Source organism: Spirosoma migulaei (assembly GCF_054776855.1).
Genome location: NZ_BAAHBG010000011.1, coordinates 445,140 through 462,700 on the forward strand (window position 1 = coordinate 445,140; position 17,561 = coordinate 462,700).

General features: G+C 44.7%; 15 protein-coding genes and 1 tRNA gene. 5 read left to right on the plus strand and 11 right to left on the minus strand.

Annotated features, from left to right (window positions below):
- Positions 1-68: 68 nt before the first annotated feature.
- From ACYVGO_RS15505 to ACYVGO_RS15535, 7 genes are all read right to left on the minus strand, one after another.
- The gene (locus tag ACYVGO_RS15505; RefSeq protein WP_460970066.1) at positions 69-1,256 is read right to left on the minus strand and encodes a DUF6371 domain-containing protein; all 1,188 of its coding nucleotides are present in this window, start codon (positions 1,254-1,256) and stop codon (positions 69-71) included.
- A gap of 222 nt (positions 1,257-1,478) precedes the next feature.
- Entirely contained in the window at positions 1,479-3,194 is a 1,716-nt protein-coding gene (locus ACYVGO_RS15510) for an AAA family ATPase (protein WP_460970067.1), read from the minus strand.
- Positions 3,195-3,230: 36 nt separating this feature from the next.
- A complete protein-coding gene (locus tag ACYVGO_RS15515) occupies positions 3,231-3,482 on the minus strand; it encodes a hypothetical protein (protein WP_460970068.1) in 252 nt (83 codons plus the stop codon).
- Positions 3,479-3,814 carry a DNA-binding protein gene (locus ACYVGO_RS15520; protein ID WP_460970069.1) on the minus strand — a complete coding sequence of 112 codons (336 nt, stop codon included), beginning with the start codon at positions 3,812-3,814 and terminating at the stop codon, positions 3,479-3,481. Before ACYVGO_RS15520 ends, ACYVGO_RS15515 begins: the two co-directional genes overlap by 4 nt.
- A 68-nt stretch (positions 3,815-3,882) precedes the next feature.
- Positions 3,883-4,719, minus strand: a complete 837-nt coding sequence (locus tag ACYVGO_RS15525; protein ID WP_460970070.1) for a hypothetical protein — start codon at positions 4,717-4,719, stop codon at positions 3,883-3,885.
- A gap of 124 nt (positions 4,720-4,843) precedes the next feature.
- Positions 4,844-6,151 (minus strand): site-specific integrase, encoded by a 1,308-nt coding sequence (locus ACYVGO_RS15530; protein ID WP_460970071.1) that lies wholly within the window; start codon positions 6,149-6,151, stop codon positions 4,844-4,846.
- A 183-nt stretch (positions 6,152-6,334) separates the two neighbouring features.
- Positions 6,335-6,407 (minus strand) — tRNA-Thr (locus ACYVGO_RS15535).
- Between the two features lie 111 nt (positions 6,408-6,518).
- Between ACYVGO_RS15535 and ACYVGO_RS15540 the strand changes: the two genes are divergently transcribed.
- Both ACYVGO_RS15540 and ACYVGO_RS15545 read left to right on the plus strand, forming a co-directional pair.
- Complete coding sequence (locus ACYVGO_RS15540) at positions 6,519-8,501, plus strand: ABC-F family ATP-binding cassette domain-containing protein (protein WP_460970072.1); 1,983 nt, start codon at positions 6,519-6,521, stop codon at positions 8,499-8,501.
- 153 nt (positions 8,502-8,654) lie between these two features.
- A complete protein-coding gene (locus ACYVGO_RS15545; RefSeq protein ID WP_460970073.1) occupies positions 8,655-9,713 on the plus strand; it encodes a PA0069 family radical SAM protein in 1,059 nt (352 codons plus the stop codon).
- 37 nt (positions 9,714-9,750) lie between these two features.
- Here the strand turns inward: ACYVGO_RS15545 and ACYVGO_RS15550 are convergent, their stop codons facing one another.
- On the minus strand, positions 9,751-10,695 hold the full coding sequence (locus ACYVGO_RS15550; RefSeq protein ID WP_142774871.1) for a bestrophin family protein: 945 nt from the start codon (positions 10,693-10,695) through the stop codon (positions 9,751-9,753).
- Between the two features lie 157 nt (positions 10,696-10,852).
- Here ACYVGO_RS15550 and ACYVGO_RS15555 point away from each other — a divergent pair, with 157 nt between their 5' ends.
- On the plus strand, positions 10,853-12,166 hold the full coding sequence (locus ACYVGO_RS15555) for a type IX secretion system plug protein (RefSeq protein ID WP_460970088.1): 1,314 nt from the start codon (positions 10,853-10,855) through the stop codon (positions 12,164-12,166).
- 103 nt (positions 12,167-12,269) lie between these two features.
- On the opposite strand, the gene ychF is transcribed toward ACYVGO_RS15555, so the two are convergent.
- Together ychF and ACYVGO_RS15565 are read right to left on the minus strand one after the other, a co-directional pair.
- Entirely contained in the window at positions 12,270-13,370 is a 1,101-nt protein-coding gene (gene ychF, locus ACYVGO_RS15560) for a redox-regulated ATPase YchF (protein WP_460970074.1), read from the minus strand.
- A 257-nt stretch (positions 13,371-13,627) separates the two neighbouring features.
- A complete protein-coding gene (locus ACYVGO_RS15565) occupies positions 13,628-13,954 on the minus strand; it encodes a DUF3276 family protein (RefSeq protein WP_142774869.1) in 327 nt (108 codons plus the stop codon).
- 273 nt (positions 13,955-14,227) lie between these two features.
- Here ACYVGO_RS15565 and ACYVGO_RS15570 point away from each other — a divergent pair, with 273 nt between their 5' ends.
- Together ACYVGO_RS15570 and ACYVGO_RS15575 are read left to right on the plus strand one after the other, a co-directional pair.
- Positions 14,228-14,662: a septal ring lytic transglycosylase RlpA family protein gene (locus ACYVGO_RS15570; RefSeq protein ID WP_142774868.1), complete on the plus strand. Its 435-nt coding sequence runs from the start codon at positions 14,228-14,230 to the stop codon at positions 14,660-14,662.
- 217 nt (positions 14,663-14,879) lie between these two features.
- Complete coding sequence (locus ACYVGO_RS15575) at positions 14,880-15,791, plus strand: DUF58 domain-containing protein (RefSeq protein ID WP_142774867.1); 912 nt, start codon at positions 14,880-14,882, stop codon at positions 15,789-15,791.
- 102 nt (positions 15,792-15,893) lie between these two features.
- On the opposite strand, the gene ACYVGO_RS15580 is transcribed toward ACYVGO_RS15575, so the two are convergent.
- A complete protein-coding gene (locus tag ACYVGO_RS15580; protein WP_460970075.1) occupies positions 15,894-17,390 on the minus strand; it encodes a thioredoxin-like domain-containing protein in 1,497 nt (498 codons plus the stop codon).
- Positions 17,391-17,561: the final 171 nt, after the last annotated feature.

A 17,561-nucleotide genomic window follows, 5' to 3' on the forward strand; every position in this document is an offset into this window, starting at 1 on the left:
AAATGGTTGAAGTCTGCCATCTGATACTAGCTCGACAAAGCGCAAAAATGAATAACCATTGATAGGATTTAACTATCCCAATCAGGCGGATAATCTCCTGGAACACTTTCCAGAGTTTCCCCAAAAATTAGCTTACCATCTCTTAACCAACAGGGGCCTGTTCGTAAATCTCGAAGGTCTATATTTTTGGTACCTGCCGGTGCATTATCCTCAACGTAACTACTCACAATAAGCGATTGAGGAATATGATGAAGTAGACTAGCGCGTTTGACCCATTCATCATACTTGCCAGTGTCTGGCCACAGCATGACATGACGATTCTTCAGCACTTTAAATACATTTGGCTCATACCACCTGCACCCATTATTACCGCCTGTGGCTAACCATACCTGTTTTGGAGAATAGGCTGAGCAAACGACTGCCGTTGATTCTCCTTCGACTAAAGCAACTTGTTTATCAGGATGTTCAGCCAGCAAATGTTCGCCGAAAAAACATGATTGAAGTTTTGCCTCAACATTACGAATCAGACTCTTACCCGCAAACCAAACCTTCTCTTTCAAATCAGGTTCATACTGCCCAGTATGATGATTTAACCGAAAGGTCTTGTGATGAGGTTTTGCTCTCCGACCTGTATTAGGGTGGAATGGAATGACTTTTACTTGGCGTAGATTACCAGCTTTGTCAAACTGTGGCAGGCTGGTTGCGAATGTGTTCTCGTATTTCCATTCACGAGATGTGCCTAGACGATACTGTGCAAACAGATAATCAGCCTTTTCTTTATCAAGTAATTGAACGAGGTATTGATAGAACCCATTCCGTACAAACTGGCTTTGACTTTTCTGATAGATCTCCTTAGGAATATAAGTAATTGGGGTGTTGTCATTGACAAACGATTGAGGATGTGTAATAAGAGCATGATTAGGATTTGGTCTTTTGAAGTCCTTTCTAGTACGCTCAGCTGTTGTTGGCAGGTTAATTAATCCATATTGTTGACCAAGCTCAACAGCAGCTGTTGTAAAATCCATGTTATGAACTTTGCAATAGGCCGTGAGTGGAAACCAACATTCATCGGTCTGAAAATTCTTAATAAAGGGTTTACCGCGTTGATCAGCCCGGTAATAGTATTCAGCCGTGTGCTTGGTCTGATCGAATAACCGAACTGGTTGTTGGTTTCGAATCAGTGGCTCACCCACCAAGTCGAACAAAATAGCAGTACCGAATTCAATTTCCAACTGATCTATTTGACTTGATAGCATAGGGGTGAAGAAGTTGAAAATCTATTCATTCATGATCGAACATAAAAAGGATTTATCCTCCTGTGTTAACTAATGAATAGATTATTTAGCAAATAATGCGTTGATATACAGTAAATTAAAGAGATAGGAGGTGGTTATTATTCATTGTACGGGAATGAATACGGTTGAATAATTATTCCATTTTATTCCATTTATTCACTGTATAGAAAAGGAATCAGGGTCTTATTTAGTAATTACTAGCTTAGCCAGTATCCGGCTCACTTTGGGTTGTGAAATACCTAATTCTAACGCAATTTGAGTTTGCGTTTTTCCCTGCTGATGCAGAGCATGAACCAGTTCTGGCTGGTTGGCGGTGTCCTTTTCTGAGGGTTGCTTTAAATGCTCTTGTTCAGTGGAACATCGCAGAAATTCCAACCGCAGAAAATTAGCTGGTTTATGAATAATCTGACAGACCATAACATTCTCAGCATCATAGCGGAAAGCAGTAGAACGGAGTTTGATTTGCTTGAGATATTTTATCCTGCTGTCTTTAGTCGAAGAGCCAATAGCAAACATGGAATCCGCAAATTGACTCAGTCTAGAGGAGCCTTGTAGGTCGTTACGGCCGATTGGTCGAGAGGCATCTCGTTTGGGACAATGGGCTAGTACCAGCAAACTAAGACCGTATTTTCGTTTTGACGCCTGAAGGCGTTTCATTAGAGGTGCTGCATCTTTAGCCGCTTCGGTATCCTGATTCAGATAAGTCAAGTTATCTACTATGAGGACTTTAGCTCCTGTCTGGATAATGGATGTTTCAATCGAATCATTAAGGAAGTCGTCGAATGTTACTCCTTTAGGTAGTTCAGCCTCTGGATTAATCTCCACTCGCTTAAAATTGTCGTCCCAGATGTAATGATCTTTATACTCAATCGAATACCGTTTTTCAAATTGTTTGGCCGTTAACTCAAAGTCAAGATACAGTACTTGCTGAGCGGGTGCTTCTAATCTAAAGCCGTCAATAGGCCTACCTCTGCTAATACTATCGCCAATCTGAACACCAAGAATTGATTTTCCCTGGTTCGACTCGGCAAACAGAATACATACTTCTCCTTCAAGCCAAAATTCATCATATAGCATTTTAGGGATTGGCTTTGTTCTGGCTTCTTGAATCCATTTGTTGGCTGTCTTAATAGTGAATAGCCCTATACATTCATCTACAGCTACCGATTCTATAATCTGATCTACATCCTTCTTAGCCACAGTTACCGATTCCATGACCTGATCTACTTCCTTAGTAAACGCTTGATCAATACGATTGCTCAGTGACAATGGACTATAGGTATCTGACTCACCAGATTCTACGGTTTCTTGCAGTGTAGAAGGGTCGGCAGGCGTCCATACCTGTGAAAAGTTGTTCAGGTAAGGCTGCAAATCAAAACCTAATGGACAGCGCCGAGCCGGGCTTGGCGGAATTAAAATCCTAATGGTGTCTAGCTTATAGGATTGGCGAAGGAGAGTGCCATAATCACGAATATAATTATCATATTCATTTGGGTCAATTAAGCTCGTACGCACAACAAGGAGAAGACCATTACCTGCTAAATTAGTGCACAACAGAAATGTATAAGGATCTCTAGCCAGCTGGTCTCGTAACGAGTCTAGCTGTAGAGGATTAACGTCATGCAATTCATACCAAATGAAGCCAGTAGGCTGAACCAACTGATTTCGCTCATCCAAGATACCGGACCAAGGAATAAACGCTAAATGGTTAGCATCCTTGACATCACTTTCTGACTTCTGCATGATCTCACGTAGTTTTGACCCTCTCGTGGTATCACGAATTAAATTAACAATTGCGCCTACTTTTAATAGAGTGATTGTCAATTTACCGTTTGGCTTTGTTGCTAATTGAAATGAGGGTTCCTCATTCAGCGAAACTGTTGTATCTTCGGGTAGCATAAACACATGATTAAGAGAGGGTAGCCAGTTGATGGGCTATCCTCTTTTTTGTGACTGAATAAATCCGGTTAGCCATTGCTTCAGAACTGATAGATCTTTGGGTGTTAGCAGTTCTGAATTCTTCTCCTCAGGAAAGGGAACTGGTGTATCTCCAGGTCCTGGAACGCCGATGCGTAGTTGTCGACTAGCAAGTGAAGAACGAAGGATAATCCCGAATGGGCCATGTTGAACAAGCCAGACCTCACCTCCGTACTTGCGGATGGTGGAGGCAATCTCAAAGAGGGTCATACGAGCTTTCCGGCTTTAAATCGACGGGATTCTTTGAGTGCAGCGATTACATCTGTTCGACGATAACGAACACGTCCATTGATTTTGAGTGGTATTAGAACCGCAGGGCGATCATCAGTGTCTTTACCCCAGTCATGAAGAGTAGTGAAAGAAACCTGTAATGTCTCAGCCGTTTGCCGGCGCGTTAGCAGTTCGGGAAGAGTAGAATCTTGCTGCTCCAGTAAAGACTGTTCAGCTAGCGCTCGTTTCATTCCCCGATACGAGCGATCCTCGACCAAATCTGCAAATTGGTCAGGGGTTAATTGGGATACTTGAATTACATTCTGAAACATAGCCGTAGCGATTTGTACGGCTCAAAATTGGATAGATACGGTGAGTGTAGTGGGTAGTGTAGTAGCTACTATTTTTTAAAGAATCCCACTTCTATAAGAAGTTGTTTGATTGCAGCAACTTTATTTTCATAGGTATAAGGATTATCTTCTGCTTGTTTATTGCCTTTAAAGTCACAGTTCCGTATGTACTCTGTTACATTCTTCTCATTTCGATTTAGCAAAAGCGCAAACAGTCTACCTTTATTTTCTGTAGTAATTCTTTTGATGGCTGGTAGGTCGAAAACTCCCAACTCATTTAAGAGTAAAATTTGATCCTTAGTATAGGTTTCTTTTATTTTCTTATTATCAAATCTTATAGTATCTATTTCTTGATCAACCTTTGTCTTACTAACTACTATAGAATCCTCATACGGGCCATGTAAGCCTTGCTGGTTCGGCCTAGTACCAGGAAAATAATCAAGAAATACATACTGTATATGACGTAAATTTAACATATAATGAATGTTCAATAATATATCTCTTAATTCTTTGGTTTTAGGATGATTCTGTAAAGCGGATTCTAGAGAAACTCTAGAATCAAGTGCCGATATTCTATCTTGTAGTGATTTATCACAATAATCCCACTCTTGAAGAATGTGCCAACAATCGATAGCATAGGTATTTCTTCTGGAACCTTTGGGTAATTCATATGAATTATAACGCATCTCATTTATAAAATCAGACGCTAATGAGTTAATTATCGAAAGTCTTTTTGATAGTGTATTGAATTCTGTATTACATAGATCCATCAAAGGATGGTGAAAGGAATATATATGATCACCAAATATTCTAACAAATAGTCTTTCAAAATCTTCATGTATACTATTAGATCTTAATTGATCAAGAATTGCTCGCTGGGCTTTCATTTTATCAGCTTGGTTTGGTCATTGAATTTTCTTGTAGTCCATCATTCCTCGTATGGTAATTAAGCTAAACGAAAAGCTGTAGTGTATTAAGAGAAATGAGTGTTCTGATTGCTATGTCAGAGAATCACTGAAAATGAGCATGATCAAGCATTAAAAGCGCATTTTGCTCCGACGAAATTTTTATATACCGCAAAAACACGGCTTCCGAACGATGGCCCGTAATTTTCATGATCGACACTGTAGGTACTTTTGCCAGAAATGCATTTGTAGCGAATGAGCGCCGTGCTGTGTGGGTCGTCACCATTTCGCACTTTTCAAGATAGCGCGTTTCTTTCCTGCCTCCCTTCGTTCGGCTAACCTCTACGGCATCTGTCAGCCCAGCTTGGCGGCACAGCTCCTTTAAATAATCATTCATCTTCTGATTGGTGATTGTACGAGGGGGGATGCCCTTGTATTTATTGAGAATAGAAAGGATCCTAGGGTTGAGAGGTATAGAAACTCGTTCGGAGGTTTTGAGTGTCTTGCGTGTGAGAATACGGCCATTGTGGGTAATATTTTCTGATCGTAATTCTGAAAAATCTGAAAACCGTAAACCTGTATAACAACCAATCAGAAACAAATCGCGTACCCGGTCGAGTCTGGCGTTAGTAGCTAGATCAAGATTATAAATCTGGGTTAATTCGTTGTCACTTAGGTAAATATTATCAACCTCCTCAACTAGCTTTTTAAAGTCCCGGTGCTGAAAAACCATATTGGTATGCAGACCGTCGTAGTGAGCCTGTTTCAGCATCACTTTTAAATCTTTCAATAGCGTACCAACGTAGTTGAGTGTCAGACCCCGATCAGTTAGCCAAAGTTTTAAGGCATGGTAGTAATCGAGGCTGTAGGCATCATAATCGACTGAGTTTCCTGTTTCAACGCTATACTTCTCCAGAATGCGTTTCAGCTTCATATACCCATCCAACGTGGAGATGGCATAGTGAACGCTCTTGGCATTGAGTCGTTTGCCGGATTGCGCTTCGTTAACAAACCGTTCGATATAGGCTGTAAAAGACTCACGGATAGCGGCTATCTGCTTAGTAGACTTGGCTTTTTCCGTGCGGCCTAATTCAGCGTCTAAGTGATGTTTAATCGTTTCGTTGTTGAGGGGAATCTGGGCGAGCTGTAGTGCTGTCAGTACTTTTTTGATTGCAGAACGCCAACGGTCGAGGTATGCGTTAATCGTTTCGAAAGGATCTCGAGCGGTTCGACTCTTTTGATTGGTATGAGCACGTTGGGTAGAGGCATTCCATTGATAAGGGTCAATGGTAAGACCCGTTGATGCCTTAAAACGGGTGTTTTCGTAGCGAAAAACAAGATTGATAAGGGTCGGTCGGCCGGAATTAGTCTCCTTTAAAAGAAACTTTATATCCTTATCGGATACGTTTTTCATGTGTCTGACTTGGTTTGGTCGATACCAAGTTACAAACAAAATTAATACAGGGGCCGGATTAGGGGACGGTTATACTTTACTAAGTCGTATTGTTTATAGTAAAGTATGATAAAGTAAAAAAGGCTAACCAGTTGATATAGAGGATTTGCGCTCTAAAACTGATTAGCCTTGATTTAAAAGTTGAGCCTCCTATAGGACTTGAACCTACGACCCCTTCATTACGAATGAAGTGCTCTACCAACTGAGCTAAGGAGGCTTGTAAGTGCCTTTAGTGGCTTTTGCGACCGGGCTGCCAGTGCGGTGCAAATATAACCGTTTGGAATTTAAGAACGCAAGTATCCGTTCTTTTTTTGGTAAATTTGCATCCATGATTTCCATCACAAACCTCTCATATTACCTCGGAAGCCGGGCGCTTTACGATAATGCCTCGCTTCATATCAAGCCCAACCAGAAAATCGGTCTGATCGGCCTCAATGGTACCGGCAAATCGACACTACTTCGAATTATTAATGGCGAATACCAGCCCGATGGGGGGACAATCTCCAAAGCAGGAGATGTATCGATCGGTTTCCTGAACCAGGATCTGCTTTCATACCAGACCGACGAATCAATTCTCTCCGTGGCAATGCAGGCGTTTGCCCGGCAAAATGAATTGCAAATTAAGATTGAGGAGTTGCTCCATAAAATGGAGACTGATTATACCGACGATCTGGTAGATAAATTAGGCAAGGCGCAGGAGGAATTCGATGCGCTGGATGGCTATACCATCCAGTCCAGAGCCGAAGAGATTCTGGAAGGGCTTGGCTTTTCGACAGATGATCTGCATAGGCCTTTGAAGTTATTCTCCGGGGGATGGCGAATGCGCGTGATGCTGGCAAAACTGCTGCTGGAAAAACCGTCGTTGCTTATGCTTGATGAGCCGACCAACCACCTGGACTTACCGTCGATTCAGTGGGTTGAAAAGTATGTGCAGAACTACGAAGGATCCGTAATTGTCGTTTCTCACGACCGGGAATTTATTGATAATGTGGTCGATACAATTGTTGAAGTGTCGGGTGCGAAACTAAATTATTACGCTGGCGATTACTCCTACTATATGGAGGAAAAGGCCCTTCGAAATGAGATTCAGAAGGGGGCTTTTGAAAACCAGCAGGCTAAAATTCGGCAAACCGAGCGTTTTATCGAACGATTTAAGGCGAAAGCCTCGAAGGCTAAACAAGCCCAGAGCCGGGTTAAACAACTCGAACGCATGGAGCTTGTCGATGATGTGATCGATAGCAATGCCCGGGTTAATTTTAAGTTTAACTTCTCGCAGCAGCCCGGTCGGCATATTCTACACTTAGACGATATCTCGAAGGCCTACGGCGAAAAACGAATCCTGACTCACTCAACAGCCCGTCTCGAACGGGGTGATAAAGTGGCGTTGATTGGTGCCAACGGACGCGGTAAATCGACGCTATTGCGCATCATCTCGGGTTCAGAACCCATTGATGGCGAACGTGTTTTAGGTTATAATGTCTCGTTCAGCTTTTACGCCCAGCACCAGTTAGAGTCGCTTCGGGTGGAGGATTCAATGCTTGAAGAACTCAAACAGGCAAACCCGACCAAGTCGGATGGGGAATTGCGTGGCGTGCTCGGCTGCTTTTTGTTTTCGGGCGATGACGTGTTCAAGAAAATCAAAGTATTGTCGGGGGGAGAAAAATCGCGTGTGGCACTGGCGAAGGTATTGCTCTCACAAGCAAACTTCCTGCTGCTTGACGAACCGACCAACCACCTGGACATGCAGTCGGTAAATATCCTGATTCAGGCCTTGCAGCAATACGAAGGCACGTATGTGGTTGTTTCCCACGACCGGTATTTCGTATCGCAGATTGCCAACAAAATCTGGTACATCGAAGACGAGCAGATTAAAGAATATCCTGGAACCTACGATGAATATGAGTGGTGGCAGGAAGAGCGTAAGGCACAGGGTATAAGTCCCTCGAAGCAACCTGTCGACAACTCCAAGATGCAGCCTGTAACGAGCCCATTGCCAACTGCAAATGGGCAATCGACAAATGGGAAGGCCACCAATGGCCGGGCATCGGACGATGAACGGAAAGAATGGCAAAAGACGCTTAAGAACCTGAATCGCCAGGCGCAGGAATCGGAAACCAAAATTGCCCAACTGGAAGAACGGAAAAAATGGCTTGAAACCGAGCTTGCCAATCCAGCCACCTATGGCGATGACAAATTAATGCAGGCCAAGAACGACGAGTACCGACACGTAACCGCCCAAATCAATCAATTGCAGGATGAGTGGGAAATGGCTATGCTCGAAGCTGAAGAATGGGAGAAGAAGTTAGCGTAAGTTGATTTATCGTTTATAGTTTACGGTATTCGGTTTACGGTAGGCTGACGCAAGAAGATACTGGTGCGTCAGCCTACCGTAAACCGAATACCGTAAACTATAAACTAGTAATATCGTACAAGTAAACTATAATTATGTTTTATTTGTACGATTATGGGCGACTACAAAAAAGGCAGGGGAGCGCAGTTCAATACCGCTAATTCATTTGCGGCTCATCGCTATGAATTGGAAGAAGGGACTGATTTTGGCGATGATGATTTCCCCGATCCGGCGTTAAAAACGCAATTTTTCGAAGAAAAACCTAAGCAGATTATTAGTCGCCCGAATAGCCCCGATATAGGCTTTTCGGCGTCGATCAACCCCTACCAAGGCTGCGAGCACGGTTGTATCTACTGCTATGCTCGCCCAACCCATGAATACTGGGGCTTTTCTGCCGGATTAGATTTTGAGAGCAAAATCATGGTCAAGAAAAACGCACCTGATTTGCTTGAAAAACAATTTCAGTCGCGTTCGTACAAACCCGTAGTCATTCATTTTTCAGGCAACACCGACTGCTACCAGCCAGCCGAGCGTGCGTACCAGCTTACTCGACGCATGCTGGCGCTCTGCCTACACTACCGAAACCCCGTTTCGATCATTACAAAAAACGCCCTGATTCTCCGCGATTTAGATATTCTGAAATCCATGGCTGCTCTCAACTTAGTAAATGTAGCCATTTCCATTACTACCCTGACCGAAAAGCTGCGGCTGTTGATGGAACCACGAACAGTTACGGCAGCTCAACGATTTAAAATGATGCGCATACTACACCAGGCTGGAGTTCCGGTAGGGGTTATGACAGCACCGATTATTCCCAGCTTGAATGATCATGAAATTCCCAAACTAATTGAACAGGCAGCTGATGCAGGCGCTTGCTGGTCTGCCTACACGATTGTCAGACTCAATGGAGCACTTGGGCCTCTGTTTACCGATTGGCTCAACCAAGCATTTCCCGACCGTGCCGAGCGCGTTCTGAATCAGATTGCCGATTGTCATGGGGGACAACTAAACGATTCCCGCTTCAAAACGCGCATGTCGGGGCAGGGAAACTATGCCCAGCATATCGCCCAACTACACCGGATCGGTTGTCAGAAATTCCTTAGTGATCGCCAGCCTCCTCAGCTTACAACGGCTTTGTTCCGTCCGGCGGGGCAATTGGGGTTGTTTGAGTAGTGTGTAGTGCCGACCGGGACGGTCGGCACTACACGCGTTATTTCTCGTACGAAAATCCTTTTTGTTTTTCGCTGATTTGCTCGGCCTGTTCCAGCGTAAGTTTATGATCAAACGACTGCGTTACAGTTTTATGAATGCCCTTGCAGATGGTATCGAGGGGCAGGTCATTGTCGTCGGTACCAAATGGATTTTCAATTTCTTCGGCGATGATCTCAAGACTGGCCAATACATAAAAAACGAATATGACCAGCGGAATGACCAGATAATGAAGGTTTGACACGTATCCGATGGGTAGTGTCAGGCAATAGATGAAAATGAATTTCTTGATAAACGAGCTGTACGAAAAGGGGATAGGCGTGTTTTTGATCCGCTCGCAGGCTCCACAAATATCCATCAACGACTGAACTTCTGTATTCAGCAGTATCAGGTGTTCGGGAATCAGGATATTCCGGCGCTGTAATTCGTTGATCTTGCCGAAGATAATCAGCGCAATCTGCTGAGGAACGTGTTCATTCAAGCGTAGCGATTGAATGCTAAAGGAAGATGCATCCGTAAACTCGCGTTCGAATGGCTGTTGCCGTAGATGGTTTTTGAGCGCGAAGGCGAAGTTGGGAACCATAGCCCGGAAAAACTCGCGCGCTTCAACTTGGTCAGGTTCCAGCAATTGGTCTAGTTTCAGTGCCAGATTTCGGGAGTTATTCACCAATGAGCCCCACAATTTTCGTCCTTCCCACCAGCGGTCGTAGGCGGTGTTTGTGCGAAAGACTAACAACATCGAAATAACGAAACTCAGCAGCGTGTGCATGAGCGAGAAGTTCTTCAGGTGCGGGTTTTCGCTCAAATCAAATAGTTCGAGCAAGTGGACAATAATGAATGAATAAACGCCAACGGCTACTAAGATTGGCAGTAGCTTGCGTACTGTATCGGCTCGGTTAAACGTAATGATAAACCGAAACCAGTCTTTGGGATTATAATTGACCATATGCCTGTATTGCTGAGTAGACTATAATCATACGTGATTTTGCTGATGATAACAACGGTTAAATCCGATGACATTGACAACTTTGTATAATCAAGTGGATTCCATAGCGTTTTCTTATTAACTCCATTTTAACTTCATTGTGCTAAAATTAGATTGGATGCGTGTTCTTGCCAGATTATCTGCCGTTTTGTTTTTGGGGATACTAACGGCTCCGCTCAGGGGCCAGCAACTTGAAACGATTGACCATATTTATGATCCTAAAGTTGAAACGGTGCTGCTGTTTCCGCAGGTTAGTGCCAACCAACTTGATCGGAATGCCGCATCACCATCCCTAACGCTGAATCCGCCCGTTATTTCGCTGGATGAACAGGTGCCCCTTCAACTCGAATTCGACGACCTGACGGCCAACTACCGTTCGTTTCGTGCCCGGCTTGTTCACTGCAATGCCGATTGGCAGCGCTCTATTTTGAACGATATTGAGTTTACCTACGAGTACAACGACAGCCCCATTACGGAATACCAGAACTCGATCAATACCAAAATTCCCTATTACCATTATTGGTTTACGCTCCCCCGCGTCAAACTGCCCGGTAATTACCTGCTGGTGGTATACGACGAGCGTAATCGAAACAATATCATTTTTACCCGGCGATTTAGTACGTACCAGAATCGGGTAACAGTAGCTGCCGAAGCGCGGTTTTCTACAGACCCGTCCCGCCAATTCTCCGATCAGCAAATTGACCTGAGTATTAATTACCGGGGGTATCAGGTGATTTCGCCACAGGATGATTTTAAGGTAGTTATTCGCCAGAATTACCGCGATGATCGCGTACTACGGGGACTGCGCCCCACCAATGTACAGGCTTTCGATCAGACGCTTGAATACCGGCTGATTGACCTGAGTAACACCATGCCGGGGGGGAATGAATTCCGATTTTTTGATACGCGAACGGTATTATCCCGCGCTAACTATATTGATCGGATTGACCGACTTGCCGACCGAAATGTGGTCTATGTACAGGTCGATCGGTCGCGTAATCAGGGGCCTTACATCCAGAGCGATGATTTCAATGGTCAATTTGTCATCGACCATCGCGAAACCGGCAATGGGGCTACGGGCGCTGATTATATCGAGACTGTTTTTACGCTTAAAACACCTGAAATACAGGGTTGGGATGTATACGTGAATGGCGCATTCAATTTCTGGCAGTTGAATGACCGTAACCGCATGACGTTCGATGCCTTGCTGGGGGCCTATCGGGCCTCTATCCTGCTTAAACAAGGCGTATATAACTACGATTATATTGGGAAAACCACGGGCTCACCACCCAAAGTAGATGAGCATTTTATGGAAGGCAGCTATTCGTCCACCGAAAATGACTATGAAGTCTTTGTGTACCATCGCCCACCCGCTTCCCGCGCCGATCAGTTAATTGCGTACCGGAAAATAGGGTTGAATAAACGGAAATGATTGGTGATTGGTGTAGTAAGTGAAGTGGGTGGAGTAGGTGGAATGGGTACATAGGTACGCACTCAACTACTCCACCCACTTCACTTACTACACCAATCACCAACTAGGCGCTGTGCAGAAACTCCATAATATCACCGTCCTGAACAACGTATTCTTTGCCTTCTACGGCCAGTTTACCCGCTTCACGAACGCCCGCTTCGGTTTTGAACTGCGAGAAATCAGGTAGTTTCATGACCTGTGCCCGGATGAATTTCCGCTCGAAATCCGAGTGAATAACGCCCGCAGCCTGTGGGGCTTTCCAACCCCGGTGAATTGTCCAGGCACGAACTTCTTTCACGCCCGCGGTGAAGTAGGTAATCAAACCCAATAGTTTATAAGAGGCTTTGATCAGTTTGCTTAAACCCGATTCTGTGAGGCCGTACTCGCCCAGGAATAGCTCTCGTTCTTCGGGATCTTCCATTTCGGCAATCTGCGATTCGATACCCGCACTGATAATAATTACTTCAGCGCCTTCGTCTTTTACCGCTTCTCGAAGCGCATCTGAATACACATTCCCATTCGGTAGTGAGCCTTCGTCTACATTCGCCACATAAATAACGGGCTTCACGGTCATGAGTGAAATATCGCCAATGGCAGCTTCTCGTTCTTCGGGCGACACCTGTACGGTACGGGCGCTTTTACCTGCCTCAAGCGCTGTTTTATAGAGTTTCAGGATTTCCAGTTCAGCCTTGGCTTTGGCATCGCCTACACGGGCAGCTTTGTCGATACGCTGAATTTTCTTATCAACTGACTCTAAATCTTTTAGTTGTAATTCGATATCGATGATCTCCTTGTCGAACACTGGGTTGACTTTGCCTTCAACGTGAACGATATTATCATCGTCGAAACACCGAACCACGTGAACAATGGCATCGACTTCCTTAATGTTCGCCAGAAATTTATTGCCCAACCCAGCACCCTGACTAGCGCCTTTTACTAAACCGGCAATGTCAACGAATTCGATAATGGTTGGCACCACGCGCTGGGGTTTTACCAGCCCTTCGAGCAGGTCCAGGCGTTCGTCGGGTACGGTTACTACCCCTACATTAGGTTCTATTGTACAGAACGGATAGTTGGCCGCTTCGGCTTTCCCGCTCGAAATTGCATTAAATAGTGTCGATTTGCCCACATTTGGCAAACCCACGATTCCACATTGAAGTCCCATGAAATAAGTCAGTAAGTTAATAAGTCGATAAGTCGGTAAGTCGGTACGTTAGGAAGTGACTAACGTACCGACTTACCAACTGGCAGACTTATTTCTGCAAAAATACAACCGCTACGGCGGACCGCAAAAAAAGCCTTCGGCATTGGTGCCGAGGGCTAACTGTTATTTGTAGCAAGTAAGGAAGTAGAGTCTAAATCATTCAGTAAAATCGTAACCTGTAACGGGGCCGCCCGCGCGGTCGTAAATCAACACTCCATTTATTCCCATTTAAGTTCACTAGCGAAATCGTCCTGCTCGTCGCGTTCTCGCTGAACAAATTGCGTAAAATCTACTTCGGGCATGAGTTCGGTTTTTACATGCTCTACCGTTTCCTGCAACGCTTCTACGAACTTATCGAAATCTTCTTTGTAGAGAAACATCTTGTGTTTTTCATACACAAAGCCCTCGCCCTGCGGATGCCGGCGACTCTCGGTAATGGTTAGGTAATAATCGTTCGTACGGGTTGATTTAACATCAAAAAAATACGTTCGCTTACCCGCCCGAACTCGTCTTGAATAGATTTTCTCCCGGTCTCTTTCGTCCACAATCAGTGAGGTTTAATAGGTTCACAAACGCTAAAGTACGGTCATTAGGGAAAGAACAAAAAGAATGCGTATAAATATATTTTGGGGTAGAATAACCACAAAATCAAATGCAGTTGTGGAGAGGATTCCACAGTTTTTTAGCTAAACGCTTGGTAGTTAAGTCTATCTGTGCTATCTTTGTTTTACAGGAATTGCACTTTTTGGGGACGGGTGGTATGTGGTAAGGTAACCTTCATGCTATTCGTCTATTTTTTTCACGTAACCAAAAGCTGTATGAGTTTAATCATGTCCATTATGTTGTTTTTTAGCAACATAAACCCGGCGGAGGCTCTTCCGAGCCTCATACAGAAAGGCAAAGCGTCTTTTTATTCCAAGAAGTTCAATGGTCGTAAGACCGCCTACGGTGAACGAGTTAGTTCCGAAGCCCTTGAAGGTGCCCACCGTCACCTGCCGCTTAACACGTTGGTTGAAGTGACAAATCTGGATAACCAACGTTCAGTAATTGTACGAATCAATGATCGGGGGCCTTTTTCCAAAGGCCGCGTTATTGATCTTACGCATGCGGCTGCTCATGCACTTGGCATGGTTTCGAAAGGAATTGCCAATGTATCGCTCCGCGTTGTTGGGAAGGGTCTTCCCGTTTCGCTGACCCCTTCGGCATTTGATGCCCCCATTGCGTACCAGCCTATGCTGGAACCTGTACTGTAACCTACCTCTTTAGGCTGCATTTTACCGAACCGTTCGCCATTTCCCTGTGCAATTCCTGCCGGAGATGTCGAACGGTTCGGTTTTTGCGTTAAATTGGATGTAGTTTGAAGTCTGTAGTGTGAGGTTTGAAGTCGGCTACTGCGGCCCTCCGGTGCAGTCAGCTATGCCTACAGCAGCCAACTTCAAACCTCAAACTACAGACTTCAAACTACATCCAATGAAACAACCGCTTAATCTGGGCCAGGTACGCTCGTACGGCAACGTTGAATTTCTGGCCCGCCAACTGGTCGAAGGGTTCATTACCGGACTACATAAATCGCCATTTCACGGATTTTCCGTCGAGTTCGCGGAGCACCGCCTTTACAACACGGGCGAAACCACGCGGCACATCGACTGGAAAGTGTTTGGGAAGACCGAGAAACTCTTTGTTAAACGGTATGAAGAGGAAACGAATCTACGTTGCCACTTGCTTATCGATACGTCGTCATCGATGTATTATCCAGAGGCTAACTATGGAAAAATGACGTTCAGTGTGATGGCAGCTGCCTGCTTGGCGTATATGTTACAACGGCAGAAAGATGCCGTGAGCCTGACCACTTTTGCCGATCAGATTGACCTGCAAACACCTACTAAATCGACCCCGTCGCACGTTCATAAACTCTTTACGCAACTGGATCTGCTGATGTTACAGCCTAAGCCCCTGCGTAAGACCTCAGCCGCTGATGTGATTCATCAGGTAGCCGAAAAAATTAACAAACGATCGCTGGTGGTGATTTTTAGCGATATGTTCGATAATAGCGAAAAGGCGGATGCGTTATTTTCTGCATTGCAACACCTTCGTCATAATTTGCATGAGGTGCTCCTGTTTCACGTTACGGATAAGAAAACAGAAGAAGAATTCGCCTTTGACGAACGCCCTTATGAATTCATTGACCTCGAAACGGGCGAGAAGGTTAAACTACAGCCAGGGCAGGTGCGAGAAACGTACCAGCAAGCGGTGAAGACTTATTTTCAGGAATTGAAAATGCGCTGTGGGCAATACAAGATCGACTTCATCGAAGCCGACATCGCCCAGGGCTTCGATCAGATTCTGACATCGTATCTGGTGAAGCGAACAAAAATGAAGTAAAGGAGAAAAGGGAGGAAGGAGGAGAGGGAGAAAGGGGCAAAAGATACTCAAACGTATTTCTAACCTGCTTTTCTTCCTCTCCTCCTTCCTCCCTTTTCTCCTTTATTTCTTCACACTCGCTTTCGCATTGGCTGGAGCTACAGCGGCTGGCTTTTTAGTAGCCTGGGCGGCTTGCTGCCGTTTGTGAAAAAGCATAAAATCTTCGATTTGCTCAACGGGTAGCTTTCGGGCAAGGATCTTCTTGTTTTTGTCGAGCATGTATACTGTCGGGGTAGTCCAGACGTCGTACTGATGGCGATAATCGGTACGGTAGCTTAAATCGTAGCCGTTTATGGCATTGCCGAGCTTAAACTCCTTAATGAATTTCTTCCACTCTTCGGGGCTCTGATCTATGGCAATGGCCACAACCTCCACGCCCTTGCCTTTATAATCATCGACAAACTTCTTCAACTTAGGGGCGCTCTCACGACAGTGTCCGCAGGTTGGTGAGTAGAAAAATACAACCGTATAATCCGCCTTAATGGCTGGAAAATTAATTGCTCGACGTAGGGTATCACTAATGATGGGTGCAACCAGGATTTTACCAACCAAATTAGGTTTTAGTGTGGCTACCCGTTCGCCAATGCTTTTCAGCGTTGAGGAGTCGGATACGGTCATTATGCCCGTTTTATAATACTTCTCGAACATGTGCACAAACAACCCATCGGTACCCATCACTTTTGGTTGTTCGTACTGGCTGGTGATGTAATAGATGGTATAATACTTCACTTCACTATTCTTGCCTGCAATCGCTTTGTTTACCAAAAAGTCAGCTTCTTTAATAAGCGAATCAGGCACCTGAACAGTAAGTTCTTTAATGTACCGCTCTATTTTCCCCTGTAGAAACGGGGTGCGGACAAAGCGTTCGTCTGCGAAGTCAAAGTCATCCCAGAAGTGATTTTTGAAATAGTTGAACACCCAAACGGAGTCAGGTCGCCCATTGGATGCTTTAGGGGCGGGCGGTACCTCGGGTTCGGCAGTTGCTTTCAGTAACTTGGCTGCGAACATAGTTGGATTCTCTTTCAGAAACTGAGTCCGGTAGTCATTGGCCTGTTTTTGCAAATCGCCCATTTGCTTATTCAGCATCGTAGTTGAAACGGCGTCAGTCCGAATCTTTTTCTGCATGTTTAACACCTGGGCTTCCTCCGAGAGTTTGCTAAGCTGTTGCTGATAGGCATAGAATAACTCGTTTTCTTTAGAACCGGTCACCTTCATGTTTTTGATCATGTTAGTGGTATCGGTTTCAAACGAAAATTGCTGATCATCGGTAACCAGCAGTTGCAGGTATCCCTTTTTAGGAACTACAACGAGGAATAGACCTTGCGGCAGGCTTTTTTTGCCTTCGAAAACCATATTCCCGGCTCCATCTACACGGGCCGTATCCTTCGGAATGTATTGAGTAGCGCCAAAATAATGAGCTAGTATACAGGTTGTATCTTTTAGCCCTTTTATATGACCAGTGATACGGAAACCGTCAGCTGGCGTTCCGGTGGTTGATTGTGCCCATACAGCCGGTAGTAAAAAGAAGCTGAACAGAGCCGTGAGAAGTAGATTTTTCATACAGGGTGGTACGTATCTTCGAAGGAAATAGGGTCAAACTTATGGTAGTTGATAACAAGTACACTGACTACAAAACGCTTGCCATATTCAGTATAGTCTACACAAAATGAATAATGTATAATGAAGAATGGATAATGAAGGAAGCAGCCCCTTCATTATCCATTCTTCATT